Source organism: Rhodococcus sp. NPDC077669 (genome assembly GCF_040686915.1).
Classification (GTDB): Bacteria; Actinomycetota; Actinomycetes; order Mycobacteriales; family Mycobacteriaceae; genus Rhodococcoides; species Rhodococcoides fascians.
The window spans coordinates 251358-276989 of sequence record NZ_JBFBMD010000002.1; the positions used below are offsets into that span (position 1 = coordinate 251358).

The window sequence follows — 25632 nt, forward strand, 5'->3', positions numbered from 1 at the left end:
CGATCACCAGGGGCTGGTGCGGAGCACGATCTCCGTGGCCAGCGCCGCCGGGGCGTCGGCCGCGACATGTTCGACGCCGTCGAGCGCGACGACCCGAAAGTCCGAGTAGACGAAGCGGCCGCTGTTGTCGGCGGACGGACGCATCTCGGAGTTGCCGATGACCAGCGTCGTCGGCAACTCGATTGCGGGGCAATCGGCGTCCCGCACGATGCCCCGATGGTCGGCGATCGCCGGGTGGCAACGATCCACGGCGATGAGGCTGGCAAACCGACCGAAAGTCTTCGCCGCCAGTCTCCAGGCCGATTCCGCACCGGCACCGCTCCCGACGAGGTGGACCCACGACAGCTTCAGCTCGTCCAGCAAGGCGAGAACAGCGTCGTACCCCACTCCGTCGATGTCTTCGACCGCAACGGTTTTCAGATCCGAGTTGTGCAAGCGCTCGCTCACCGAGTCGTAGACATCGACCGAATCGCCGATGTCCGGCAACAGGAGCACGGCGTGCCGACTGTCCGGTCCCGCTACTCGTACCGAAACAGACCCGCCCGCAGCACTCACATGCGTGAACTCCATGGGGACGACGGTACTGCCTCTTGCCAGAACCACGCACCGGTCCTATGGTTAGTTACATGAGTAATGAACCAGTGAGGTACCGAACCTCGCCGCCGCGGCGGTGGCTCTGATGGACGAGGGCAGGCCGATCTTCCTGCAGATTGCCGAGCTCGTCGAGAACTCGATCATCGACGGCTCCCTGGCCGAGGAAGAACAGGTTCCCTCCACCAACGAGCTCGCCGCGTTCCACCGCATCAATCCGGCCACAGCGGGCAAAGGGCTCGCGAAGCTCGTCGCCGACGGCGTCGTCTACAAGAAACGAGGGATCGGAATGTTCGTCACCACAGGCGCACGGGACGCACTCCGGTTCCGTCGACGCGATCTGTTCGCCCGTCAGTACATCGACCCGCTGGTCACCGAGGCACGCAAGCTCGGAATGACCGTGGACGAACTCAAGACCATGCTCGACAACTGGGAGGCAGCGCGATGAGCATCCACGATATCGGTACGCCCGACGAACTCCGCCGCGTCGTTGCGTCGGCCACACACCTGACCAAGAAGTTCGGCTCGTTCACCGCCGTCGACGACGTGAGCTTCGAGATCGAACGCAACAAGATCTACGGCTTCCTCGGCCGCAACGGAGCAGGCAAGACCACCGTCATGCAGATGATGACCGCCCAGATGCGCGAAAGTGATGGTGAGATCTCGGTATTCGGCGAACGCCCGTGGGAGAACCCACGCGCTCTGAGTCACGTGTGCTTCGTCAAGGAAAGCCAGAAGTATCCCGACGATCTGAAGGTCAAGAACGCCATTGCGCAGGCCTCCCACATTCTTCCGCACTGGGACAACGACTTCGCTGCCGAATTGCTGCGCGATTTCGACCTCCCGTTGGGTCGCAAGATCAAGAAGCTCTCTCGCGGGATGACGTCGGCACTCGGAATCGTCATCGGTCTCGCGTCCCGAGCGCCACTCACCTTCTTCGACGAGCCCTACCTGGGGCTGGACGCAGTCTCACGACACATGTTCTACGACCGGCTGCTGGCCGACTACGCGGAGAACCCCCGAACGGTCGTTCTGTCGACACACCTCATAGACGAGGTCAGCAATCTGATCGAGCACGTGATTCTCATCGACAAGGGAAGAATTCTGCTCGACGCCGAGTCGGACGATCTGCGCGAGAGAGCATTCGAGATCACCGGTCCGACCGAGGCCGTCGACCGGTTCGCTGCAGAGCATCGAGTCTTGCACAGAACTGCCCTCGGCTCGACAGCCCGAGCGACGATCGACGGGCGACTGAACGATCACCAGCAATCCCTCGGCGTGGCGTCCGGTCTCAGCATCGAACCGATTCCGTTGCAGCAGTTGATCATCGATCGAACCACTGCCCATTCCGGATCTATCCACGAGTCGACCACCGCCGAGGAGGCCTTGTCATGAAGCGAATATTGAACGTAGCTCGGGTCCACAACACCTCCTGGGCAACCACATTCGCGTGGCCCCTGGGAATTCTCGTCGCAGTGTTCGTGATCACCTACGGCATCTTCTCGGTCGTTCCGGAAAGCGATTCGGATTTCAGCTTCAGCGGCGGCGTGTTCTCGGTGTATGGGTTCGCTATTGCCTTCTACGTCACGGCTATCACCCAGTGCTTCCCGTACGCCCTGAGCCTGAGCATCACACGTCGCGAATTCCTCACTGCGACAGCACTGGTGGGGGTAGCACAATCGGTCGCCCTCGGCACGATCGTCTACCTGTTGTCGGTCGTCGAAGCCGCGACCGGCGGCTTCGGGCTGAAGATCCGCATGTTCGGTCTGGCCCGCTACGCCACCGACAACCCGCTCCTGCAGTGGCTGACTCTGGTGATCGGGCTACTGCTGATCGGGTCCATCGGGGCGTTCGTCGGAGTCGTCTACCGGCGCTTCCGCACGAACGGTCTGTTCACGCTCGGACTCGCCGGCCTCGTCGTCTTCGGAGGCGGCGCGATCGTGATCACGTGGCAGAACTGGTGGCCCGACGTCGGGACGTTCTTCACCGACACCCCACGCGTGCTTCTGCTGGTGGTCGTTCCGCTCGTGATCACCGGGATCTTCTCGACCGTCAGTTGGATGGGCTTGCTCAAAGCATCTGCGTGACGATCTTTCTCGTCGAGCCGTCGACGCCGTTCTCTATCAGATCGAGAACGGCGTCGATATCGATGTTGCTGTCCACCAGATCGGCCAGCAGATCCAACTGCTGTTCCCGTAGGGCCGCAACCGACGTGTCGGACGCAACCTCGAATCCCGCGCGACCCGCCTTCTCTGCCACCCAGGCGAGAAAGGATCGACGGAAATCATCGGATTCGAGGAGTCCGTGCCAGTGAGTTCCCACGACACCGCCACGCACACTGCCCTCGCCGACGCCCCCCGCGGTCGTCAGCAGCGCATCGTCGTCGTTCCGGACCACTCGTCCATGGTGAATTTCGTACCCCCGCACGGGATCCGAGCCGAATGTGACGGAACGACCACTCACCTGCACGAGTACCTTCTCGGCCGCGAATTCGATGTCGAGATCGAGCAATCCCAGTCCCTCGACCCTTCCGACGCCCGACTCCACGGAATCAGAGATGGTTCGGCCCAACATCTGGTAACCGCCGCAGATGCCGAGAACCGGCCTCCCCGCAGCGGCGCGCTCGGAAAGGGCACGAGCAAGACCGGTGCGCCGCAACCATTCCAGATCCGACACCGTGGACTTGCTGCCGGGGACGACCACCAAATCCGCATCCTCGAGCCGAGAAGGCTCGGTGACCCAGTGCACCGACACTCCGGGCTCGCACGCCAGCGCCTCGACATCGGTCGTGTTGGAGATCCTCGGCAATCGCACCGCCGCCACCCGCAGCCACTGCGAGCCGAGCGGAGGACGGGGCCTGCCGACGGGCGCATCGGGAACGGTGCCGAGCGAATCCTCCGCGTCCATCCACAACCCGTCGGCGAACGGAACGACTCCGTACGTCGGCCGCCCGGTCAACGCCCGCAACTGGTCGAGCCCCGGTGCCAACAGAGCCGGACCACCCCGAAACTTGTTGATCACGAACCCTGCCACGAGAGCCTGATCCTCGGGTGACAACACCGCCACCGTCCCGAACAGGTGTGCCAGCACTCCCCCGCGGTCGATGTCGCCCACCACGATCACCGGCAGCGACGCCGCCCTCGCCAACCCCATGTTGGCCAGATCGGTGGCGCGTAGATTGATCTCGGCCGGTGAACCGGCACCCTCGCAGATCACCACGTCGAATTCGGCACGTAGCGAGGACAACTCGTCGGCGACCACATGCCGGAGCGCCTGCCGATGTTCGATGTAGTTGCTCGCACTCACCTGGGCCACCGCACGCCCGCGCACCACCAACTGCGACGTCCGATCACTGCCGGGCTTGAGCAACACCGGATTGAACCGCACGCTGGGCTCGAGGCCACAGGCGGCCGCCTGCATCGCCTGAGCCCGGCCGATCTCGCCGCCGTCCAACGTGACGACCGAGTTGTTCGACATGTTCTGCGCCTTGAACGGGGCCACCCGAACACCCCGCCGCGCCAGCATCCGGCACAGGCCGGCGACCAACACACTCTTGCCTGCATCGGAGGTAGTGCCGGCGACCAACAGAGCGCCTTTCACGGCAGTCTCACACTTCTATTCACTCCGCAGGCTCCGCTCACGGCAGTATCAGACTTCTGTTCACTCCGCAGGCTCCGCTCACGGCAGTGTCAGGATCTCGCAACCCGTCTCGGTCACCACGAGCGTGTGCTCGAACTGTGCGGTCCACTTCTTGTCGTGCGTGACCACCGTCCAGCCGTCGTCCCACATCTCGGCGTTGATCGTGCCCAGGTTGATCATCGGTTCGATGGTGAACGTCATGCCCGGCTCGATGATGGTCTCCACGGACGGCTGGTCGTAGTGCAGCACGACGAGGCCGTTGTGGAACGTCGTGCCGATGCCGTGGCCGGTGAAGTCCTCCACCACGCCGTAGCCGAACCGGTGCGCATAGGACTCGATCACTCGCCCGACCACGTTCAGGGCGCGCCCCGGCTTGACCGCCTTGATGGCACGCATCGTCGCTTCGTGGGTCCGCTCGACGAGCAGGCGCGCCTCCTCGGACACGTCACCCGCCAGGAACGTCGCGTTGGTGTCGCCGTGCACACCGTCGATGTACGCGGTGACGTCGATGTTGACGATGTCTCCGTCCTCGATCACCGTCGAATCGGGGATGCCGTGGCAGATGACCTCGTTCAGCGAGGTGCAGCACGATTTCGGAAAACCCTTGTAGCCCAACGTGGACGGGTAAGCGCCGTGGTCGACCATGTACTCGTGTGCAATACGGTCGAGCTCGTCGGTGGTCACTCCCGGTGCCACGGCCCGGCCCGCTTCCTGCAGAGCGCGAGCCGCGATCTTCGACGCCACGCGCATCTTCTCGATGACCTCGGGGGTCTGCACCCACGGCTCGCTGCCTTCGTTCACGGTCGACTTCCACGCGTATTCGGGTCGCTCGATCGACTTCGGCACGGAGAGGACGGGCGAGACGACGCCTGGCACGAGTGGCTGACGGGGCTTGCTCTCGGCGGTGACAGACATGCCGTCCAGAGTAGTCGTCGCATCCGTGTCCAGAAGAACCAGCGCTGCTGGTCGAGGCCACCGAATCCGCAACCGCGCGACGGGATATGATCTGGGTCACGTTCGCCGTCGACGTACCCGAACCGAGGAAGGAAGCGTCGTGGTCCATTCCAGTCTGTTGCGCCCCCGGGACGGCGATGCCCTTCGCGCCGAACTACGCCAGGTCGCCGCGACGTCCGCCGTGCCCGTCGTGTTCGGCGGGGAAGTGTCCTCGGAAACGCTGCACCTGAGCGAATTTCACGGCACCCGCACGCGTGGGCTGGACGGGCTCGCCATCCCGCCCAGGTCCGGTCTCGGTGGCCGGGTCATGGACCAACGTCGGCCCGCGGCCGTCAGTGATTACGGCGCGTCGATGTCGATCACCCACCACTTCGACCGGCCGGTCCTCGGCGAGGGCCTCAAGTCGATCCTGGCGGTGCCGGTTGTCGTCGCCGGAGCAGCCCGCATGGTGATGTACGCGGCGGTGCGAGAACGCGGCCCCCTCGGTGATCGAGTCGGCGACATCATGACCGCCGCAGCCCGGCGCCTCGGTCAGGAGATCGCCATCCGCGACGAGGTCGACCGCAGGGTGCGCCTCATGGAGAGTGCGCGGGCCACGTCGGACGGGCACCTCTCGCGAACGGCCGAGTTGCGCGGTGTGCACGACGAGCTCGCCGAGCTCGCTCGGTCGATCGGAGACGCGGCGGTCAAGCACAGACTGGACGCGGTCACCGCGCGACTGGCAGCAACACTCGGTCGGACGGCGAACCAGGACAGCGACTCCGGCGACTCGCAGGCATTGACGCCACGCGAGATCGACGTCATCTCGCAGGTCGCGCTCGGTTGCACCAACGTCGAAGTCGCGGCACGGCTGTCGATCGGTGCCGAGACGGTCAAGTCCTATCTCCGCAGCGTGATGCGAAAAACCGACTCGCACACTCGATACGAAGCGGTTCTCGCGTGTCGTCGACTCGGGCTGCTGTCGGGCTGAACCCGGCCCACCGGCGCAGCGCTCAGTACCCCGGCGGAAGCTGCTCGAACATCTCCCGGGTGACGGCGACCGCATTGTCCGAGCTGCCGCCGCGTACCACCAAAGTCGCGAAGGCGATGTCGCCTCGGTAACCGACGAACCACGAGTGCGATCCGCCCTCGACCTCTGCTTCTCCGGTCTTGCCGTACACCTCGCCCTGGTCGGCGATGCGCTCTGCGGTGCCGCTGGTGACCACCGAGCGCATCATGCCGCGTAACCCGTCGACCATGGCAGGTTCTATCGGTGGATGATCGCCGGTGATGGCGGTTTCCCGTCCGACCAGAAGATTGGGAACCGGTGTGGAGCCGTGGGCAACCGTCGCGGCGGCCAGTGCCATCCCGAAGGTCGAGACGACCACCTTGCCCTGGCCGAATCCGTCCTCGGTGCGCTGGACGAGTTCGTCCGCGGGCGGGACCGAACCCGAGTCGGTCGGCAAGCCCACGACGTCGTAGTCCGGACCGACGCCGAACTGGGACGCGGCCACGGTCAACGCGTCGGGCGACATCTCGCTCGCCAGCTTCGCGAAGGAGGTGTTGCACGATCGGGTGAACGCGGTGCTCATGGTCACGTCACCGAGGGCGAACTCGTTGTAGTTGGGGACGCTTCGTTCGCCGATCTCGATACGACCGGGGCACGGAACGGTGCTCCCCGGGGTCGCGAGTCCGCTGGAGATCGCCGCCCCGGCGGTGATGATCTTGAACGTCGAACCTGGTGGGTAGAGACCGGCCGACGCGACCGGTCCGTCCCGATCGGCGGCCGGATTCTGCGCCACAGCGAGGATGGCCCCGGTGGACGGCTGAATGACCACCGTCATGGCCTGCTCGGCCCTGGCGTTCACTGCTCGTTGGGCCGCGACCTGAATATTCCGATCGAGGCTGATCGAGAAGGATGGTGCCGGCTCGGGCGGGGTGTCGGTGAGGACGTCGATGTCGACGCCGTTGCGGTTGCTGGTCACCACGCTCCAGCCGGCCTTGCCGTCGACGTCGTCGATGACGGCCTTCTTGACCTGGCCCACCAGGTCCGGCGCGAAGGTGGGGTCGGTGGACACGAGATCCGATTCGTCGGACGCCGTGACTCCTGGAATCTCGGTGAGCGCCGCCGAGATGGGTTCGAAGTCGCTGTCTCGCAGCAGCGCCACCGGGTAGTCGCCGTCGACGGAAGTCGCCGACTCCACGATCGACTGAGCCGTGATCGACGCGTCGAACGGTGTCAGCAGTGTCGACAGCGCCGTCGCCGAGGCCACGACGTTGTTCGCGGCCGACGCGTCGAACTTGATTCGATGTACGACCCCGGGCACCAGGACGTCGGTGCCGGAGCGCTCGTTGACCCGAGCGCGTGGTGCAGCCGTCGAGCGCAAGGCCATGGTCTGCGTGTCACCGAGCTTCGGGTGGATGTCCGAGGCGGTCCACCGCACCACCCACTCTCCTGCACTCCGACCCATGTTCAGTTGGCCGTCGTACGTCCACACCCGATCCTTGGGCAGCTGCCAACGGTAGGTGTAGCCGACTGTGGCGGTGTCGCCGTCGACTCGAACCGACGTCGTCTCGGCGTCGAGGGCCTCCGCTTGCAGGTTGGTCCACGCCTCGCTCAGCGCAGTGGCTGCGGCGTCCGGCTTGTCGGTATCGGCGGCGGCCGTGGGGATGTCGTTGGCCTCGAAGGCCGCGAGGAATGCCTGAGCTGCGGGCTCCGGACCGTCGGGCTTGGGAGTACACCCGGTGAGGTAGGCACCGACGACGGCACCGATCACGGTCACCACGCCCAGCCGTCCGCGCATCCAGGTCGCATCACGTGATCTCATTGCGCCCCATCGTAATACGGCCGGTGCGTCGACCACGGCAACGAATCGCGTTTCGGGACAAGCCGATCGAGCGACCGTTCTCAGTCCAGCAGCACCGTGGTGAACGTCGCCACTTGCGTCAGACCGATTTTCGCGTAGGCCCGGCGCGCGACGTAGTTGAAGCTGTTGACGTACAGGCTCGCAGTACGCCCCTGGCGGACGACCGAGTTCACCACGGTCGCCGTTCCGGATGCACCCAGGCCGTGCCCGCGTCGGTCCGGGTGCACCCATACCCCTTGGATTTGCCCGACCGTCCCGGACTGCGAGCCGATCTCGGCCTTGAACACCACGCGGCCGTCCTCGAATCTGGCCCAGGCACGTTGCGCTGCAATGAGACTGGCGATCCGACGCCGGTATCCCCTACCGCCGTCGTTCAGTCGCGGGTCGACGCCGACCTCTTCGATGAACATGGCAACGGCCGCGGTCAGATACACGTCCAGCTCGTCGGGTCGAACGAGCCGAACGAGAGGATCAGGCGAGATGGACGACGGTACCGACGTGGCCAACAACGGTTGCTCACCGCGTACCTCTCGCGCCGGACCCCAATCCGTCTCGAGCATTTCCCACAACGGAAGCGTCAACTCCGCTCTGCCGACCAACGACGAGCACAGACGCGGCCCGCGGCACGCGCGGTCCGCGAAGGAACGAAGATCGTCGCTGGAACCGAGCAACGGAACCAGATTCGCACCGTAGAAGCACAGCGACTCGTCCGGACCGCCCCTGCTCCACATCTCGCCGTGGAACGACCTCGGATCGAGGCCGGATTCCTGCACGCGCGCGGCAACCATGCAGGTTGCAACGGGGTCCCCGTCGAGCACCCGGAGCACGTGCGCGACGTCCCGATTACCGAGAGGCTTCGCGCCGAGGAGCTTGAGCACCTACCGACCTCCTGACCCACCTACCGCGTACGCACCGATTCTGAAGCGAATCATTCCAGACAATGTGTTCCCCCGGTGGCAGAGCGGCAAACCGGACGCCGAACAGGTGTACCCGCTCAGCTGACGGTGACCACCGGCGCGCCACCGCTGGCGATCTCGTCCTTCTCGAACTCCTCGGCGATGCGCATCGCTTCCTCGATCAACGTCTCCACGATCTGCGCTTCGGGAACCGTCTTGATGACCTTGCCCTTGACGAAGATCTGGCCCTTGCCGTTGCCCGACGCGACACCGAGGTCGGCGTCGCGGGCCTCGCCCGGCCCGTTCACGACGCAGCCCATGACCGCGACGCGTAGCGGGATCTCCATTCCTTCGAGTCCCGCAGTCACCTCGTCGGCGAGGGTGTAGACGTCGACCTGTGCGCGCCCACACGACGGGCAGGAGACGATTTCGAGTTTGCGCGGGCGCAGATTGAAGGACTGCAAGATCTGGTTGCCCACCTTGATCTCCTCCGCCGGCGGTGCCGACAGGGAAACTCGGATGGTGTCGCCGATGCCCTTGGACAGCAGGGCCCCGAAGGCCACAGCGGACTTGATGGTCCCCTGGAAAGCCGGTCCCGCTTCGGTGACACCGAGGTGCAGTGGGTAGTCGCACTGCGCCGCCAACTGCTCGTACGCAGCAACCATGATGACGGGGTCGTTGTGCTTGACCGAGATCTTGATGTTGCCGAAACCGTGCTCCTCGAACAGGCCCGCTTCCCACAACGCGGATTCGACGAGCGCCTCGGGTGTCGCCTTGCCGTACTTCTTCATCAGCCGCGGGTCGAGAGAGCCGGCGTTCACACCGATGCGGATCGGAATGTTCGCGTCACCGGCCGCCTTGGCGACTTCCTTGACGCGGCCGTCGAACTCCTTGATGTTGCCCGGGTTGACGCGCACCGCCGCACACCCGGCGTCGATGGCCGCGAAGATGTACTTCGGTTGGAAGTGGATGTCGGCGATCACCGGAATCTGGCTCTTCTTGGCGATGATCGACAGCGCGTCGGCGTCGTCCTGTGTGGGGCACGCAACACGAACGATGTCGCAACCCGACGCCGTCAGCTCTGCAATCTGCTGCAGGGTGGCGTTGATGTCGTGGGTCTTGGTGGTGCACATCGATTGCACCGAGATGGGGCTCTCGCTTCCGACACCCACCGACCCGACCTGGAGCTGCCTGGTCTTTCGACGTGGCGCGAGTACGGGCACCGGCGGTGCGGGCATTCCCAATCCGACTGACACGGACACAGTGGCCTTCTTTCCTAGCTACGACTGTCGAGTCTACTTAGAACAATTGAATGGGGTTGACGATGTCCGCCGTGAGCGTCAACAAGGAGAACCCGATGAAAACGATGATGACCACGTAGGTGACGGGCATGAGCTTCATGTAGTCCACCGGTGCCCCGTCGGGCAGGCCGCGACGGTTGCGGAAAATGTTGCGGATGCGCTCGTAGATCGTCACGGCGATGTGGCCACCATCGAGCGGCAACAGCGGCACGATGTTGAACACACCGAGGAAGAAGTTGAGTGACGCCAGCAGCCCGACGAACGTCTGCCAGTTGTCGTTTTCCACGGCCTGGCCACCGATGACGCTGGCTCCGACGACACTCATCGGAGTGTCCAGCCCTCGTTCACCACCGAAGATCGAATCCCACAGCGCCTCCACCTTGCTCGGCAACTGCACCAACGCTTTCCCGGTCTGCACGAAGATGTCCCCGGTGAAAACAAAGGTCTCGGGCACCGCTTCGATCGGGTTGTATCGAATGTTCGGCGGTGGACCGCCGGTGACGCCGATCGCTCCCACGGTTGTCGAGTTCTTCGCTTCGGTCTCAGGATCGACGACGTAGCGCTGAACCTGAAGGATCGGAACGCTCAGAGTCTGCGAAGCACCGTCGCGATCGACTGTCAGATCGGCCGACCCGGTGGAGTCCCGAATGGCGAGAACGACGTCGGACCAGGCCTCTGTCGGCTGACCGTTCACCGCAGTGATGATGTCGCCCGTGCGCAGTCCAGCTTCGGCAGCCGGACCGTCTCCCGAACACGGCGCAAGTTCACCGTCCTCGGTCTGGGACGTGCTGACACAACCGATGCCCTGGACCGTCGTTGTCGGCGTCACCCGATCCGGCGTGCCCCAGCCGAGCACCAACACGTAGACCAGCACGATTCCCAGCACGAAGTTCATGGCGATGCCGCCGACCATGACGACGATGCGCTTCCACGTCTTCTGGCGGTACATTGCGCGCTCGACCTCGTCGGGCGCGAGCTCGTCGATGGCGGTCATACCGGCGATGTCGCAGAACCCGCCTGCCGGAATGGCTTTGAGTCCGTACTCGGTCTCCCCGCGACGGAAGGAGAAGATCTTCGGGCCGAACCCGATGTAGTAGCGGCGAACCTTCATGCCGAGCGCTTTCGCGGTCCACATGTGTCCAGCCTCGTGCAGCGCGATCGAGACACCGATTCCCACGGCGAACAGCACGACACCCAGAGCGAACACCATGTGTCAGAGGCCTTTCGATTTCAGTAGTTCACGGGCGTGGGCCCGGGCCCAGGAGTCCGCCGCGAGTACGTCGTCGACGTCCCTGGGAGCCGTCGACCAGTCCTGCCCGCCGTCGCCCAATACCGCGCGCACCGTCTCGACGATCTGCGGAAATTCGATCCTGTCGGCCAGGAACGCTTCCGCGGCAATTTCGTTGGACGCGTTGTACACCGCAGTCATGCACCCACCCATGATCCCGGCCTCACGCGCCAGCTGCACCGCCGGAAACACTCGGTCGTCGAGTGGCTCGAAGTCCCAGGAGAATGCGGTCGTGAAGTCGAGTGCACGGGCGACGTCGGGCACTCGATCCGGCCAGCCGAGGGCGAGCCCGATCGGCAACTTCATGTCCGGTGGACTGGCCTGAGCGATGGTCGAACCGTCGACGAACGTCACCATCGAGTGCACGATGGACTGCCGGTGCACGGTGACGTCGATCTTCTCGTAGGGCACACCGAACAGCAGGTGCGCCTCGATCAGTTCCAGACCTTTGTTGACCAGTGTCGCCGAGTTCAACGTGTTCATCGGCCCCATCGACCAGGTGGGATGCGCGGCGGCCTGCTCCGGCGTGACCGACTTCAGTTCGCTCTCGCTCCACCCTCGAAACGGACCTCCCGATGCAGTGAGAACCAGTCGATCCACCTCGCCGCGCGTACCGCTGCGCAGGCATTGGGCGAGCGCGGAGTGCTCGGAGTCGACCGGCACGATCTGACCGGGGGCTGCGGCGGCGAGAACCAGCTCGCCTCCGGCGACCAGGGATTCCTTGTTGGCCAACGCCAGGCGCGCACCGCTGTTCAGCGCGGCCAGGGTCGGTTCGAGGCCGAGAGAACCCACGAGGGCATTGAGCACGACGTCCGCCGGGGTCGACTCGACCAGCTCGGTCACTGCTCGCGGACCACTCAGCACTCCGGGGAAATCGAGCTCGGCGGCGGCCTCGGGCTGGGCGACGGCTACCCGTCGGACACCGGTCTCCGCGATCTGGCGACGGAGTAGTTCGATGTTTCCACCGCCCGCAGCCAGCCCGACCACGACGAAGCGGTCCGGGTTGGCGGCGATGACGTCGAGCGCTTGGGTTCCGATCGACCCGGTACTTCCCAGCAACAGCACACGTATCGGCTCGGGGCGATCCGAGTTGGTCGTTCGCTCACGATGGTCTGGCACCGGTCCATTGTTGCCTACCGAGGCTGAGAAACCCCTATGTGCCGACGCAGGCTGGCACGCTGGGGTGCATGGACTTCTCGAAGTACCGCTCGGCACCGTTCAATTACGACGATGCGGGGGCCACCGCCGGCCCACTGCCCACCGGATACCACCACGTCACGATGTCGAGGGTCGTGGGATCGGGGCTGGACGACTTCGTGGCGGCGGCCGATGCGTTGATGCGATGGGACATGCACCGAGGAGCAGGACTGAAGGTCCGTTCCGAGGCCGAGACCGCTGTGCCCGACTCGGTGGTCGTTCTCACACTCGGACCGGTGCGCATTCCGTGTCGTGTGGTCTACGTCATCGACGAGGCGAACCGTCAGGGTTTCGCCTACGGAACACTCGACGGGCATCCCGAGTCCGGCGAAGAACTCTTCTACGTCGACTACTCCCCCGCGGACGGTGCCGTCACCGCCCACATATCGGCGTTCTCGCGTCCCGGTCGCTGGTACACCAAGCTCGGCGGCCCGGTGGGCAGACGCGTCCAGGCAGCATTCACCGACCGCTATCTGAGCGCGCTGGCATCCGCGTGCCGACAGGCCGACTGACTCAGGCCTCGGGCGGGTGCACAGCTCGCCAGTGTTCGGCGATGTCGATTCTCTTCGCGACCCAGACCTTGTCGTGCGACTGCACGTGATCGAGGAAACGTTCCAGTGCAGCCATGCGGGCCGGCCTGCCCACCAGCCGGCAGTGAAGTCCGACCGAGAGCATCTTGGGACTCCCACTCGCGCCCTCGGCATAGAGAACGTCGAAGGCGTCACGTAGATGCGCGTAGAACTCGTCGCCCGTCGAGAATCCTCCCGGCGATGCGAAACGCATGTCGTTGGTGTCCAGGGTGTACGGCACCACCAGGTGATCGACGACCCCGGCGTCTCGGGGCACCTTCTCCCAGTACGGCAGATCGTCTGCATAGGAGTCGGAGTCGTACACGAATCCGCCGTGCTCCACCACGAGCGATCGGGTGTTCGGAGAGTCGCGCCCGGTGTACCACCCCAGTGGCGCAGACCCCGTCAGCTCGCGCAGGATGGTCACGGCCTCCGCCATGTGCTCGCGCTCGACGTTCGCGTCGATCTGCTGATACGACAACCACCGCAAGCCGTGACATGCGATCTCGTGGTCCAACTCCAGCAGTGCCGCAACCACTTCCGGGTTCCGCTCCATGGCCTTGGCGACCGCGAACACCGTCAGCGGTAACCCACGCTTCTCGAATGCGCGCAGCACGCGCCACACTCCGGCTCTGGATCCGTACTCGTAGAGCGATTCCATGCTCATGTGTCGATTCGGAAACGCCTGTGCGCCGATCATTTCCGACAGGAACGTCTCGGACTTCGTGTCGCCTTCGAGCACGTTGTTCTCGGCACCCTCCTCGTAATTGAGGACGAACTGGACGGCGATGTTCGCCTCACCCGGCCACTGCGCGAGCGGCGGCGTGCGGCCGTAACCGACCATGTCGCGGGGATAGCTCAGCGGGGACCGACTCGGACGATGGGGAAGGCGCTCGGGGGTCACCGCCGCAGTCTCTCATTCGAGCCCACACACGCGCTGGGTGAGCGATGCAACCCTGATCACTACGACGGGCGGTCGTATGCCAATATTGTTCCGACAACGCGTCTGGCACCGTTCGTGCCGGGACCCACGTGAACGCATCACCCGAGAGGATCGACCGGTGGCAAATACCGAACTGGAATCCGCTTCGTACGACCCGGTCGTCGATACCCGCAACGAGGTGCCCGAGGTGCCGTCCGCCGCGTGGGGATGGAGCGGCGAGTCGAACAAGGCGATGCGCGTCGCAGCCATCGTCGTTGCCGCGTTCCTGCTGTTCATGATCATCGGAAATCACACCGGCAAGGTCGAGGACCTGTGGTTGGTCGGATTTGCCGTGGCGCTGGTCGGACTCGTCGTGCGCGACGTCATCGTCCGCCGCAAGCCCCGCTAGCGGCTCAGTTCTCGGCGGCGAGCTGACCGCACGCCGCTGCGATCTCCTGACCACGGGTATCGCGCACGGTGCACGACACGCCCTGCGCGATGACCCGTCGAACGAACTCCCGCTCCACCGGCTTCGGGCTGGCATCCCACTCGCTACCCGGAGTCGGGTTGAGGGGAATCAGGTTGACGTGTACCCGGGATCCGAGCGCTTTGTGCAGCTTCTTGCCCAGCATGTCCGCTCGCCACGGCTGATCGTTGACGTCCCGGATCATCGCGTACTCGATCGAGACGCGTCGACCGGTCTGATCGGCGTAGTACCGGGCAGCGGAGAGAACCTCCGCCACCGACCAACGATTGTTGACCGGGACCAACGTGTCTCGCAGCTCATCGTCCGGCGTGTGCAGAGACACGGCCAAGGTCACCGACAGACCCTCGTCGGCCAGCTTTCGAATGGCCGGAGCAAGGCCGACCGTCGACACGGTGACCGAACGCTGTGACAGTCCCAGCCCGCCGGGGGCTGGTGAGACGATCTTGCGCACTGCCGCGACAACGCGCTTGTAGTTGGCCAGCGGCTCGCCCATCCCCATGAACACGACGTTCGACAGACGACCCTCACCGCCGGGGACGACGCCGTCGCGCATGTCCGCGGCCGCCGAACGGACCTGATCGACGATCTCGGCCGTCGACAGGTTCCGCGTCAGGCCGGCCTGACCGGTGGCGCAGAACGGACATGCCATTCCGCAACCGGCCTGACTCGAGATGCACAGCGTCGCGCGATCCGGATACCGCATGAGAACACTCTCGAGCAGAGTCCCGTCGTTGGCCTTCCACAGGGTCTTTCGAGTGTCACCGTCATCACACGCCAAGTGCTTGATCGGCGTCAGCAAGGTGGGAAAGAGATCGGCACCGACCTTCTCCCGAGCCTCGGCCGGAAGATCGGTCATCTTGGTGGTGTCGGCCTCGAGCCGCGCGTAGTAGTGCCGCGCAAGTTGGTCGGCCCGGAATGCCGGTAGACCGAGTGCCTTCACTGCCTCACGCAGGCCCTTTTTGTCCAGGTCGGCGAGGTGACGCGACGGCATTCCCCGACGCGGAGCTGTGAAGACCAGCGGAAGATTCGGTCTCTTCTGCTCGGTCGTGCTGTCCGTTGCGGCTGCGGAATCACTCATGCTCGACCCCCGCGTCGTTCCTGCTGGCTCAACTCCATACCCACCATTGTCCACCCGTTCTGCTCACAGTCCTATTCGCGACGGTTTTCGACGGTGCCCTGACGGGTATCGACGCCGGGACCGATTGCGCGTGCATTCGGACCACGCGTGCGAAAGGATCATCGACATGGCCACCAGAGCAGACGACAGCAACGAGGCACCGTTCGACACATCGGCGTCGACCAAGCCGGGGTTCGACCGGCCGACGAGTGCCGCCGGCGACCTCACCCCGATCACCACCCCGGATTCGGACGGCCATTCCGCGCCCGACCCCGAGTTCGTTCCGGAACAGCAGCACACCCCCACCGATGTGGCGCACACCCGCACCGCCGCCCTCTGGACCGGCCTGGTGGTCGGGGCCGTCGTCCTTGTCGTTCTCCTGGTGTTCATCGTGCAGAACCTCGACTCGGTCACCGTCCAGATCTTCGCCTGGCAGCTCGACCTACCCCTCGGAATCAGCATGCTGCTGGCCGCGATCGCGGGCGCGCTGGTGATGGCCATGGCCGGCGGTGCCCGAATCCTGCAGGTCCGGCGCGCAGCGAAGAAGAACCAGCGTCACGGTTCGTGAACACTATGTACAGAAGCTGGCACCGATGCTCTGAATCGATAAGGTTGGCGGTGCCCGACTTCACTCGAGGAGCATGACGTGACTACTTTCATGGAGACACCGGTGGCATCCGGCGTTGCACCCGACCGCGCACGATCGTGGCTGTTGGTTCCGGCCACCAAGCCCGATACGTTCGACGCTGCTGTCGCATCCGGTGTCGACGCCGTCATTCTCGACATCGAGGACGCAGTCGCTCCGGCGAAGAAGCCTGCTGCTCGCGAGACCGTCGTGCGCTGGCTGAGCGAGGGCAACTCGGCCTGGGTGCGCGTCAACGACGCGACGACCCCGTACTGGGCCGACGATCTTGCCGCGTTGTCCGGGCTGCCCGGCCTGGTGGGGGTCATGCTCGCGAAGACCGAGAGCGGCGGTCAGGTCGAGGCGACAGCCGCCCGCCTCGCCGACGGCACCCCGATCCTCGCGCTGGTCGAATCGGCAGCAGGACTCGAGGCCGCCACCGAAATCGCGCGCGCGGACTCGACATTCCGTCTCGCCTTCGGCAGCGGCGACTTCCGACGCGACACGGGCATGAGCGACGACCCGCTCGCCATGGCCTACCCGCGCTCGCGACTGGTCGTCTCCTCGCGCGTCGCACGACTACCCGGACCCATCGACGGTCCGACACTGACCGCGAACGACAGCATCCTCGGGCGCGATGCAGCCCTGACGCTCTCGATGGGCATGGCAGGCAAACTCTGTATGCACACCGATCAGGTGGCCATCGTCAACCGCGAACTGGCCCCCTCCCCGACAGACGTGTCCTGGGCTCACGATGTCATCGACGCTCTCGGTGCCGACGGTGCTCACGTCAAGGACGGCAGCGATCTGCCGCGTCTGGCAAAGGCTCTCAAGATCAACGAACTGGCTCGAATCTTCGGAATCTCCGCCGCGTCCTGATCGCTCGCTGCCGAGCCAGGCTCAGATCGACTCGACGCCGGTCGGCTTGTATCGAACGTGGATGCGATAGCGCACATTCAGGGTGAGGCCGTCGACCTGCCGTGCCGCAGCGCGCGCTACCCGCGGTGAGAACTCGATTCCCAGCACATCCCGCAAAACCCGGCGGTCGGGAAACGCCCACCTCGTGTCGACGCGTCGCATCTCGAATCCCTGGGCATCGAAGAACGCCTCGACGGCCGCAGGATCGTAGTGCGGGAGATCCGCACGCATCCAGTCCCCGTACGGAGACGACGTGGCGTCGAGGTCCACGACCACCAACGCCCCTCCGGGCCGCAGAACTCGCATCGCTTCGCTGATACCCGGGCCGCAGCCGGGGCCGAAGAAATACGCGGTTCGCGCGTGGACGAGATCGACCGAACCTGTGTCGACGGGCAGCGCGTCCGCTCTACCCGCACGCACGGCGACGTTCGCAAGTGACTCGACGCGCGTGCGGGCTGCGGCCACCAATGGGGCGTGCGGTTCCACACCGATGACGTACCGGGCGTCCGCAGCGAAGATCGGAAGATGGAAACCGCTGCCGCAGCCCACGTCCACGACGTTCTCGGCCGTCCAATCGACGGTCGATCGAATGGACGCGAACACAGCGCCGTCGACGTCCTGAGCCCTGTTCTCCGCCTCGTACAGATGCGGCCAGTGCCAGATGTTGGGACTGGGAATCACCCCGCCGCGATCACCGCTCATCGTCCGGCGGAGTCGGTCAGAGCAACACGGTGAAGACGAGCCACGCAACGAACGCAGAGGGCAGCAACGAGTCGAGTCTGTCCATGATGCCGCCGTGGCCGGGCAGCAACGAGCCCATGTCCTTGATTCGAAGGTCGCGCTTGACCTGCGATTCGATGAGGTCGCCCAGTGTTCCCGTCACGACCAGCACGACTCCTAGCAGGACACCGATCATCGAGTTGGCCTCGAGAATCAGGGTCACCGTCAGCAGGCAACCGATGACGCAGAAGATGAGCGATCCGACCAGCCCTTCCCAGGACTTCTTCGGGCTGATGGCCGGTGCCATCGGGTGCTTGCCGAACAGCACACCGGCGATGTAACCACCGACATCCGAGCACACGACGCCGATGACGAAGACCAGGATGCGACCGGCACCGTTGTCCTGCAGGACCATCAGAACGGCGAACGAGGCCAACAGTGGTAGCCAACACGCCACCAGAACGGTGACGGAGAGTTCTTCGAGATAGTTCTTGGGAGCAGTACCGAAGCCTTGTCTCAGCAACAGCCACACCATGCAGACCACGACGGTGCCCACAGCCGCACTGAGCACTCCGACGGCACCGAACGGCCAGCCCAGCCAGATCATGGCCTGACCACCGAGGATCAGCGGGATGCGCGGAACGAGAACACCGCCCTCGCGGAGCCGCTTGGACACCTCGTACGTCGCGACGGCCAACGCCACGGCCACGACACCGATCCATACCAGCGGCACGAACACGAGCACGAGGATCAACCCGATACCCAAACTGCCGCCGACGCCGATCGCGGCAGGCAGATTTCGACCCGCCTTGCCGGCGGACTTCGTGGCGGCGACCCCGGACGAGCCAGCGGGCGTGCCGCTGCCCTCCTGCCGATCCGGTCCCACCACTGTCGTCAACTCCTCGATATTCATCGTCGTTCCACCGTGTTGCGCAACTATCGAAGGAGGTCAGACCTCCATCAATTCACCCTCTTTGCGCTTGACCAGTTCGTCGACGGAGGCGGTGTACTTCGCGGTGGTCTTGTCGAGCTCGTTCTCGGCGCGTACGACGTCGTCCTCGCCCGCCTCGCCGTCCTTCTGGATGCGCTTGAGCTCTTCCATCGTCTTGCGGCGCACGTTGCGAATGGACACCTTGGCGTCCTCGCCCTTGCCCTTGGCCTGCTTGACGAACTCGCGGCGTCGTTCCTCGGTCAGCTGCGGCACGCCGATACGAATCAGGTTGCCGTCGTTGGTGGGGTTGACGCCGAGATCGGAATTGCGGATAGCGGTTTCGATCGGCCCGAGCTGATTCGACTCGTACGGCTTGATCACCACCAATCGCGCCTCCGGCACGCTGATGCTGGCCAGCTGGGTGATCGGCGTCGGGGCACCGTAGTACTCGATGACGATGCGCGAGAACATTCCCGGGTTGGCCCGCCCGGTGCGGATCGAGGACAGATCGTCACGGGCAACCGATACGGCCTTTTCCATCTTCTCTTCGGCGTCGAAGAGAGCTTCGTCAATCACGATCTGTCCTCCATCGTCTTCGTTCTCGGTTCGTTCGCGGTCGTGTCGGCGGCATTCACGACGTGACCAGCGTGCCGATGTTCTCGCCCGACACGGCGCGAGCAATGTTTCCCTGAATCAGCAAATTGAACACCAACATCGGCATCTGATTGTCCATGCAGAGGCTGAAGGCAGTCGCGTCGGCAACTTTGAGGCCTCGCTCGAGGGCTTCTCGGTGGGTGATCGTGTCGAACATCGTCGCGTCGGGATCGAGCCGTGGATCGGCCGAGTAGACACCGTCGACGGCCTTGGCCATCAACAGCACCTCGGCACCGATCTCGAGCGCCCGCTGCGCCGCCGTCGTATCCGTCGAGAAGTAGGGCATGCCCATACCTGCGCCGAAGATGACGACACGCCCCTTCTCGAGGTGCCGTCGCGCGCGCAGCGGGAGGTACGGCTCGGCCACCTGGCCCATCGTGATCGCGGTCTGGACTCTGGTGGCAACACCCTGCTTTTCCAGAAAATCCTGCAGCGCAAGACAATTCATGACCGTGCCTAGCATGCCCATGTAGTCCGAGCGAGATCGGTCCATCCCCCGCTGCTGCAATTCGGCACCGCGGAAGAAGTTTCCGCCACCGATCACCACGGCGACCTGAACTCCGGTGGCCACCACCTCGGCGATCTGCTCGGCAACGTTGTTCACGACATCCGGATCGAGCCCCACCTGGCCACCACCGAACATCTCCCCACCCAGTTTGAGCATCACGCGTCGGAACCCGGGACGGTCAGGGGCCGGATCGGTCATAGCTCTCCTCGGTACTCGTCGAACACTACGGTTTACTCACCGATCATCCTGCCCTATCGGCACCCGATCGGTGGACACGGCTCCGACCTGCCTCGCGCACGAACGATGCCGTCCACTCGATGAAATCGAATGAACGGCATCGCCTCGATCGGATCGAGCGCAGACTAGCTGGCGCCGACCTCGAATCGGGAGAAACGGGTGATGGTCACGCCGGCCTCGTCGAGGATGGCCTTGACGGTCTTGTTGCCGTCCTGAACCGACTTCTGCTCGGTGAGAACGACGTCCTTGAAGAATCCGTTGACGCGACCTTCGACGATCTTCGGCAGAGCCTGCTCCGGCTTGCCCTCTTCGCGCGCGGTTTCTTCTGCGATCCGACGCTCGGCGGCGACCAGATCCTCGGGAACCTCGTCACGGGTGACGTACTTGGCCTTGAGCGCTGCGATCTGCATCGCCGCAGCGCGCGCAGCATCGCCGGCGGCGTCGCCGTCACCGGTGTACTCGACCAGCACGCCGACGGCAGGCGGCAGGTCCGCGCTGCGCTTGTGCAGGTAGGTCGCGGTGTTGCCGTCGTAGGACACGACGCGGCGAATTTCGAGCTTCTCGCCGATCTTGGCCGACAACTCGTTCAGAGCCGTCTCGACGGTCTTGCCGTTCAGGTCGAGTGCCTTGAGAGCGTCGACATCAGCAGGCTCGCCTGCTGCAGCCGTCGCCGCGACGGACGCGGCGAACGTCTGGAACTCGTCGTTCTTGGCCACGAAGTCGGTCTCGGAGTTGATCTCCACGAGCACTCCACCCTCGGCGACGACGAGGCCTTCGGCGGTGTTGCGCTCGGCGCGCTTGCCGACGTCCTTGGCACCCTTGATACGCAGGTACTCGACGGCCTTGTCGTAGTCGCCGTCGTTCTCGGCGAGTGCGTTCTTGCAGTCCATCATTCCGGAGCCGGTGAGCTCGCGGAGCCGCTTGACGTCGGCGGCAGTGTAGTTCGCCATCGTGGGCGAGCCTCCTCAAAAGTCTGAATACGGGCGTTGACGAAAGTGCTGTTCTCGAATCGTGATCGACGGGCTCGCTGTGGAGCCGGACCGATCACAACCCTGACATACCGAAGCGGCCCCGGCCCACCCCTGAGGGTGAACCGGGACCGAATTCGATCAAGCCTGAGCGGCCGGCGCTTCTTCTGCTGCCGGTGCTTCTTCTGCTGCCGGGGCGTCGGCGGCCGGCGCATCGGCTGCGGGAGCCTCTGCTGCCGGAGCGTCAGCGGCCGGGGACGCCTGTGCGAGCTGCTCGAGCTCCCACTCTGCGAGCGGCTCGCCTGCGCCGACCTCGGGCTTGGCGTCGGTTGCGGTGTTCTGGCCTGCACGGGCCTGCACACCTTCGGCCACTGCGGATGCGACGACCTTGGTCAGCAGCGCAGCGGAACGGATCGCGTCGTCGTTACCCGGGATCGGGTAGTCGACCACGTCGGGATCGCAGTTGGTGTCCAGGATCGCGATGACCGGGATCTTCAGCTTGCGCGCTTCGCCGACGGCGATGTGCTCCTTGTTGGTGTCGACGATCCAGATGGCCGACGGAACCTTGGCCATGTCGCGGATGCCGCCGAGGGTGCGATCGAGCTTGGTCATCTCACGCGTGAGCATGAGGATTTCCTTCTTGGTGCGTCCCTCGAAGCCACCGGTCTGCTCCATTGCCTCGAGCTCCTTGAGGCGGACCAGGCGCTTGTGCACGGTCTGGAAGTTGGTGAGCATGCCACCGAGCCAGCGCTGGTTCACGTAGGGCATGCCCACGCGAGTTGCCTCAGCGGCGATGGACTCCTGTGCCTGCTTCTTGGTGCCGACGAACAGAACGGTGCCGCCGTGGGCGACCGTCTCCTTGACGAACTCGTAGGCCTTGTCGATGAAGGTCAGAGTCTGCTGCAAGTCGATGATGTAGATGCCGTTGCGGTCGGTGAAGATGAATCGCTTCATCTTCGGGTTCCAGCGACGGGTCTGGTGTCCGAAGTGTGTGCCGCTGTCGAGCAGCTGCTTCATTGTTACTACAGCCATGGCTGAATAACTCTCTTTCATGGTTCGGTTGACGCAGAGTGTCGGTGACCTCTGCCCTGGCGACCGCCGAAGTTGTCGGACCTGAACCACAGGGGGATCAGGACCGCCGACAACCGGTTCTCGTATCGTGAACTCTGCCGAGGCAGTCGATACGATGACGCGGACGCGCGAAGTCGACCCGTGCACGCACAGGCCGCAACAAGGAGTGTAGACCTGCGGCGGCCCCCGTCATAACCAGGCCCGACTGTCAAGAGATTCCGGTGCCTGTGGACGAATCTTTCGGTTGTCCACAATTCGTGCTGGGCCTCGTTTTCCAGCACATTCACAGGCCATCGTCGACGAGTGAACACTCTTCGTACCGGGTGCATCGCCTGCGTTCTTGCCGCGATCGTGCTGACCACGCCGGCCGCGGCAGCCGAATCGGACTCGTTCGCGTGGCCGATACGGCCGCACCCTCGCGTCGTGACACCGTTCGACCGCCCGGAACACGATTGGCTCCCCGGCCATCGCGGGGTCGACCTCGCCGCGGCGGACGGCACCTCGGTTCTGGCCGTCGCCGACGGCACGGTCGTGTTCGCAGGCCTCGTGGCCGGTAAGCCGGTGGTGTCGGTGGACCATCCGGGCGGACTTCGATCGACGTACGAACCCGTGACGGCGGCGGTCCGGGCCGGAGCACGAGTACGACGCGGCGACATCCTGGGTTCGCTGACGTCGGGACACGACGGCTGCACGGCGACATGCCTGCACTGGGGCATCAAGCGGGGCCGCGAATACCTCGATCCGACGGCCCTGGTGCGTGCCCGTCCGATCAGATTGAAACCCGTGCAGGAGCCGGGTCGGTGACGGTCAGCGCCCAGGGCCGGAGTGACGACCGGACGCGGCAGGAAAGTCGTCCGCAACCATGGCGGCAAGCTCGACGAAAGCGCTCCTGGTCTGGGGACGCAGCTTCTCGAGATCGACCACGGCCCCCTCGGCGAGGTGCTCGTCGAACGGAACCACCAGCACCGCGCGGCAGCGTTCCAGGAAGTGCTGCTGCAACAAGTTCATGTCGACCGCGGACGAACCCGGTCGGACCGAACTGATCACCACGACCGTGCGCTCGACCAGGTGGCCGTATCCGTGCAGTTCCAGCCAGTCCAGAGTCGCGGCTGCGCTGCGTGCCCCGTCGACGGCCGGCGAACTGACCAGAACCAGCGCATTGGCCAGCTGCAGCACCCCGTTCATCGCCGAGTGCATGATGCCGGTTCCGCAGTCGGTGAGGATCAGGTTGTAATAGACCTGCAGCATGTCGATGACTGCGCGATAGTCCTCTTCGCCGAACATCTCCGACGCCGAGGGATCCCGCTCACCGGCCAACACTTCCAGTCGGCTCGGTGCCTGCGAGGTATGAGCGCGAATGTCGGAATACCGGCGAATGTTCGGGGCTGCGGCCAACAAGTCGCGAACAGTCGACGCGGTCTGACGCGGTACCCGCTCTCCGAGTGTCCCGAAATCCGGGTTCGCGTCGACGGCAATGACGCAATCTCCGCGCAGCGACGCGAACGTCGACCCCAGACCCAGAGTGGTCGTCGTCTTGCCGACCCCGCCCTTGAGCGACAGGAACGCGATGCGGTAGTCCCCCAGCACCGGCTGCCGTATGCGATCGACCTGGTTGCGGTAGCGCTCCTCGGCCGTCGACTCGCCGGGGTTAATGACGCCACCGGTCAACCGGTGCACACCGCGACGCCACCCCGACGACGAGGTGCGCTTGGGTCGTTTGAGCAGCGATTCGGCACCCAGGTCCTGACTGCTCGGACGATACGGATTCGGGGCACCTGCCCACGGCTGCGGGGACCAGGGTGCCTGCTGGGCCGGCTGAGCCTGCGACCGATCGTCCCCGACGGGCGGAACGGGCGGCATCTGTGCCTCGGGATAGGCGGCCGGCGGGCCCGGTCGAAGCGGCACGGGCGGGTTGTACCGCGGGGGCACGGGAGGTCGCTGCGCAGAATCGGGCGTCTGCCACGGCGGGGGCTGCCGGGGCGTGGAGCGTGGAGTGGACATCGGTTCGACCGGTACGGATTTGGCGGCATCGTCGCCCCGGCCGTCGAGTGGACTGCCGTCGCCTGTACTGCCGGGTCGTGCCCCGTTCACCGGCGCACTGTGGCCATGCGTCGACCACGGCTCCGATTTACCTTGCGGTCGGTCGCGGTCCACGGTCCCCCGTATTCGGTGTAGTCGATCCTGGGCAGACGCTACCAAACGATGCGCCGCCCAGCTCGACGCTCATGCTCTGGGATGCGCCTGATCGTGCACCGCCCGCAACCGTTCGACGGATACGTGAGTGTAGATCTGCGTGGTGGCAAGAGATGCATGTCCGAGCAGTTCTTGCACCACCCGGAGATCTGCACCTCCTTCCAGCAGATGCGTGGCTGCCGTATGGCGCAGGCCGTGCGGTCCCAGGCTGGGGCCGCCGGGGACTGTCTCCAGCACAGCATGCACCGCCGACCTGGCCTGTCGCTGGTCGAGTCGTCCACCCCGACGCCCGAGCAACAGGGCCGGTCCGGATCGATCGACGGCCAGGGCAGGCCTGCCGTCGGTGAGCCAGGCGTCGAGTGCATGCGCGGCCGGCAGACCGTACGGTGCCGAACGTTCCTTGTTGCCCTTGCCCACCACCCGAACGACTCGTCGATCGGTGTCCACGTCGTCGACATCGAGACCGCACAGCTCCCCCACGCGGACCCCGGTCGCATACAACAGTTCGACGACGAGTCGATCGCGCAGCGCTATGGGATCGAGTTCGGCGGCACCCGACTCGGCAGCGTCCAGCGCTCGCGTCGCTTGATCGTGACGCAGCACTCCGGGCAGGGTGCGGTGACCCGACGGGGACGCGAGACGTTGCGCGGGGCCAACCTTCACAGCCCCGACCCGTTCGAGCCACGCCCCGAACGTTCGCACCGACGAGGTGCGCCTGGCCATCGATGTCCGGGCCGCGCCGGCCGCCGAGTACCCCGCCAACCACGAACGTACGACACGCAGATCCAGATCGGCGATTGTCGCGCCAGGTGAGGACGCGGCCAGGTGCGCCAGTAACGAACGCGCGTCGGCAACGTAGGCCCGGATGGTGTGCTCCGACCGTTCCCGGCCGAGGCGCAGGTGTTCGGCGAACTCCTCGACGTGCACCTCCAGGTGCGGCGGCAGCGAATCGGTCATCGGCTCAGCTTGGGCGCTGACGTCTCGCTCGACAACCGGACACGCC

At 65.0% G+C, this 25632-nt stretch carries 27 protein-coding genes; 9 read left to right on the top strand and 18 right to left on the bottom strand.

Annotated features, from left to right (window positions below; all coding sequences use genetic code 11):
* Positions 1-3: 3 nt before the first annotated feature.
* Positions 4-570: an alpha/beta hydrolase gene (locus AB0P23_RS03700; protein ID WP_206497917.1), complete on the bottom strand. Its 567-nt coding sequence runs from the start codon at positions 568-570 to the stop codon at positions 4-6.
* Positions 571-676: 106 nt separating this feature from the next.
* Between AB0P23_RS03700 and AB0P23_RS03705 the strand changes: the two genes are divergently transcribed.
* From AB0P23_RS03705 to AB0P23_RS03715, 3 genes are read left to right on the top strand one after another with little or no spacing between them, the layout of a single operon-like run.
* Entirely contained in the window at positions 677-1039 is a 363-nt protein-coding gene (locus AB0P23_RS03705) for a GntR family transcriptional regulator (RefSeq protein WP_027496722.1), read from the top strand.
* Positions 1036-1986 carry an ABC transporter ATP-binding protein gene (locus AB0P23_RS03710; protein ID WP_032372618.1) on the top strand — a complete coding sequence of 317 codons (951 nt, stop codon included), beginning with the start codon at positions 1036-1038 and terminating at the stop codon, positions 1984-1986. Before AB0P23_RS03705 ends, AB0P23_RS03710 begins: the two co-directional genes overlap by 4 nt.
* A complete protein-coding gene (locus AB0P23_RS03715; RefSeq protein WP_027496720.1) occupies positions 1983-2678 on the top strand; it encodes a hypothetical protein in 696 nt (231 codons plus the stop codon). Before AB0P23_RS03710 ends, AB0P23_RS03715 begins: the two co-directional genes overlap by 4 nt.
* Here the strand turns inward: AB0P23_RS03715 and AB0P23_RS03720 are convergent.
* A complete protein-coding gene (locus AB0P23_RS03720) occupies positions 2662-4191 on the bottom strand; it encodes a cobyric acid synthase (protein WP_363796827.1) in 1530 nt (509 codons plus the stop codon). The two genes, AB0P23_RS03715 and AB0P23_RS03720, sit on opposite strands and share 17 nt — an antisense overlap.
* Positions 4192-4269: 78 nt before the next feature.
* The gene (gene map / locus AB0P23_RS03725) at positions 4270-5145 is read right to left on the bottom strand and encodes a type I methionyl aminopeptidase (protein ID WP_045841850.1); all 876 of its coding nucleotides are present in this window, start codon (positions 5143-5145) and stop codon (positions 4270-4272) included.
* 139 nt (positions 5146-5284) lie between these two features.
* Here map and AB0P23_RS03730 point away from each other — a divergent pair, with 139 nt between their 5' ends.
* Positions 5285-6154 carry a LuxR C-terminal-related transcriptional regulator gene (locus tag AB0P23_RS03730; RefSeq protein WP_032370795.1) on the top strand — a complete coding sequence of 290 codons (870 nt, stop codon included), beginning with the start codon at positions 5285-5287 and terminating at the stop codon, positions 6152-6154.
* Between the two features lie 22 nt (positions 6155-6176).
* Here AB0P23_RS03730 and AB0P23_RS03735 read toward each other — a convergent pair whose 3' ends face one another.
* The 5 genes from AB0P23_RS03735 to dxr form a co-directional block, all read right to left on the bottom strand.
* Positions 6177-7967 (bottom strand): penicillin-binding transpeptidase domain-containing protein, encoded by a 1791-nt coding sequence (locus AB0P23_RS03735; RefSeq protein WP_155289462.1) that lies wholly within the window; start codon positions 7965-7967, stop codon positions 6177-6179.
* A 104-nt stretch (positions 7968-8071) separates the two neighbouring features.
* The gene (locus AB0P23_RS03740; RefSeq protein ID WP_206497919.1) at positions 8072-8908 is read right to left on the bottom strand and encodes a GNAT family N-acetyltransferase; all 837 of its coding nucleotides are present in this window, start codon (positions 8906-8908) and stop codon (positions 8072-8074) included.
* A 116-nt stretch (positions 8909-9024) separates the two neighbouring features.
* Positions 9025-10188 (bottom strand): flavodoxin-dependent (E)-4-hydroxy-3-methylbut-2-enyl-diphosphate synthase, encoded by a 1164-nt coding sequence (ispG, locus tag AB0P23_RS03745; protein ID WP_027496714.1) that lies wholly within the window; start codon positions 10186-10188, stop codon positions 9025-9027.
* Positions 10189-10225: 37 nt separating this feature from the next.
* Positions 10226-11437 (bottom strand): M50 family metallopeptidase, encoded by a 1212-nt coding sequence (locus AB0P23_RS03750; protein ID WP_032372620.1) that lies wholly within the window; start codon positions 11435-11437, stop codon positions 10226-10228.
* A gap of 3 nt (positions 11438-11440) precedes the next feature.
* Positions 11441-12580: a 1-deoxy-D-xylulose-5-phosphate reductoisomerase gene (gene dxr, locus AB0P23_RS03755; RefSeq protein ID WP_032372843.1), complete on the bottom strand. Its 1140-nt coding sequence runs from the start codon at positions 12578-12580 to the stop codon at positions 11441-11443.
* A gap of 122 nt (positions 12581-12702) precedes the next feature.
* On the opposite strand from dxr, the gene AB0P23_RS03760 reads away from it, so the two are divergent.
* Positions 12703-13224, top strand: a complete 522-nt coding sequence (locus AB0P23_RS03760; RefSeq protein ID WP_032366411.1) for a DUF1990 domain-containing protein — start codon at positions 12703-12705, stop codon at positions 13222-13224.
* Position 13225: 1 nt separating this feature from the next.
* Here AB0P23_RS03760 and puuE read toward each other — a convergent pair whose 3' ends face one another.
* The gene (gene puuE / locus AB0P23_RS03765; protein WP_206498045.1) at positions 13226-14125 is read right to left on the bottom strand and encodes an allantoinase PuuE; all 900 of its coding nucleotides are present in this window, start codon (positions 14123-14125) and stop codon (positions 13226-13228) included.
* Between the two features lie 217 nt (positions 14126-14342).
* Here puuE and AB0P23_RS03770 point away from each other — a divergent pair, with 217 nt between their 5' ends.
* Entirely contained in the window at positions 14343-14612 is a 270-nt protein-coding gene (locus tag AB0P23_RS03770; RefSeq protein ID WP_027496710.1) for a DUF2631 domain-containing protein, read from the top strand.
* A 4-nt stretch (positions 14613-14616) separates the two neighbouring features.
* Here the strand turns inward: AB0P23_RS03770 and rlmN are convergent, their stop codons facing one another.
* Positions 14617-15768, bottom strand: coding sequence for a 23S rRNA (adenine(2503)-C(2))-methyltransferase RlmN (gene rlmN / locus AB0P23_RS03775; protein WP_206497920.1), 1152 nt, complete (start codon positions 15766-15768; stop codon positions 14617-14619).
* Positions 15769-15934: 166 nt separating this feature from the next.
* On the opposite strand from rlmN, the gene AB0P23_RS03780 reads away from it, so the two are divergent.
* The gene (locus AB0P23_RS03780; protein WP_032372845.1) at positions 15935-16375 is read left to right on the top strand and encodes a lipopolysaccharide assembly protein LapA domain-containing protein; all 441 of its coding nucleotides are present in this window, start codon (positions 15935-15937) and stop codon (positions 16373-16375) included.
* A gap of 78 nt (positions 16376-16453) precedes the next feature.
* Positions 16454-17308, top strand: coding sequence for a CoA ester lyase (locus AB0P23_RS03785; RefSeq protein ID WP_027496708.1), 855 nt, complete (start codon positions 16454-16456; stop codon positions 17306-17308).
* 21 nt (positions 17309-17329) lie between these two features.
* Here the strand turns inward: AB0P23_RS03785 and AB0P23_RS03790 are convergent, their stop codons facing one another.
* From AB0P23_RS03790 to rpsB, 6 genes are all read right to left on the bottom strand, one after another.
* Positions 17330-18049, bottom strand: coding sequence for a class I SAM-dependent methyltransferase (locus tag AB0P23_RS03790; RefSeq protein WP_197077486.1), 720 nt, complete (start codon positions 18047-18049; stop codon positions 17330-17332).
* Positions 18050-18065: 16 nt separating this feature from the next.
* Positions 18066-18980 carry a phosphatidate cytidylyltransferase gene (locus AB0P23_RS03795; RefSeq protein ID WP_027496706.1) on the bottom strand — a complete coding sequence of 305 codons (915 nt, stop codon included), beginning with the start codon at positions 18978-18980 and terminating at the stop codon, positions 18066-18068.
* A 36-nt stretch (positions 18981-19016) separates the two neighbouring features.
* Entirely contained in the window at positions 19017-19574 is a 558-nt protein-coding gene (frr, locus tag AB0P23_RS03800) for a ribosome recycling factor (protein WP_027496705.1), read from the bottom strand.
* A gap of 55 nt (positions 19575-19629) precedes the next feature.
* On the bottom strand, positions 19630-20358 hold the full coding sequence (pyrH, locus tag AB0P23_RS03805) for a UMP kinase (protein ID WP_027496704.1): 729 nt from the start codon (positions 20356-20358) through the stop codon (positions 19630-19632).
* A gap of 164 nt (positions 20359-20522) precedes the next feature.
* Complete coding sequence (gene tsf, locus AB0P23_RS03810; RefSeq protein WP_027496703.1) at positions 20523-21347, bottom strand: translation elongation factor Ts; 825 nt, start codon at positions 21345-21347, stop codon at positions 20523-20525.
* Positions 21348-21506: 159 nt separating this feature from the next.
* On the bottom strand, positions 21507-22397 hold the full coding sequence (gene rpsB, locus AB0P23_RS03815; RefSeq protein ID WP_032366407.1) for a 30S ribosomal protein S2: 891 nt from the start codon (positions 22395-22397) through the stop codon (positions 21507-21509).
* A 387-nt stretch (positions 22398-22784) separates the two neighbouring features.
* On the opposite strand from rpsB, the gene AB0P23_RS03820 reads away from it, so the two are divergent.
* A complete protein-coding gene (locus AB0P23_RS03820) occupies positions 22785-23240 on the top strand; it encodes a M23 family metallopeptidase (RefSeq protein WP_256988781.1) in 456 nt (151 codons plus the stop codon).
* Positions 23241-23243: 3 nt separating this feature from the next.
* Here AB0P23_RS03820 and AB0P23_RS03825 read toward each other — a convergent pair whose 3' ends face one another.
* Together AB0P23_RS03825 and AB0P23_RS03830 are read right to left on the bottom strand one after the other, a co-directional pair.
* Complete coding sequence (locus AB0P23_RS03825) at positions 23244-24437, bottom strand: AAA family ATPase (RefSeq protein ID WP_241257856.1); 1194 nt, start codon at positions 24435-24437, stop codon at positions 23244-23246.
* A gap of 222 nt (positions 24438-24659) precedes the next feature.
* Positions 24660-25586 (bottom strand): tyrosine recombinase XerC, encoded by a 927-nt coding sequence (locus AB0P23_RS03830; RefSeq protein ID WP_032372622.1) that lies wholly within the window; start codon positions 25584-25586, stop codon positions 24660-24662.
* Positions 25587-25632: the final 46 nt, after the last annotated feature.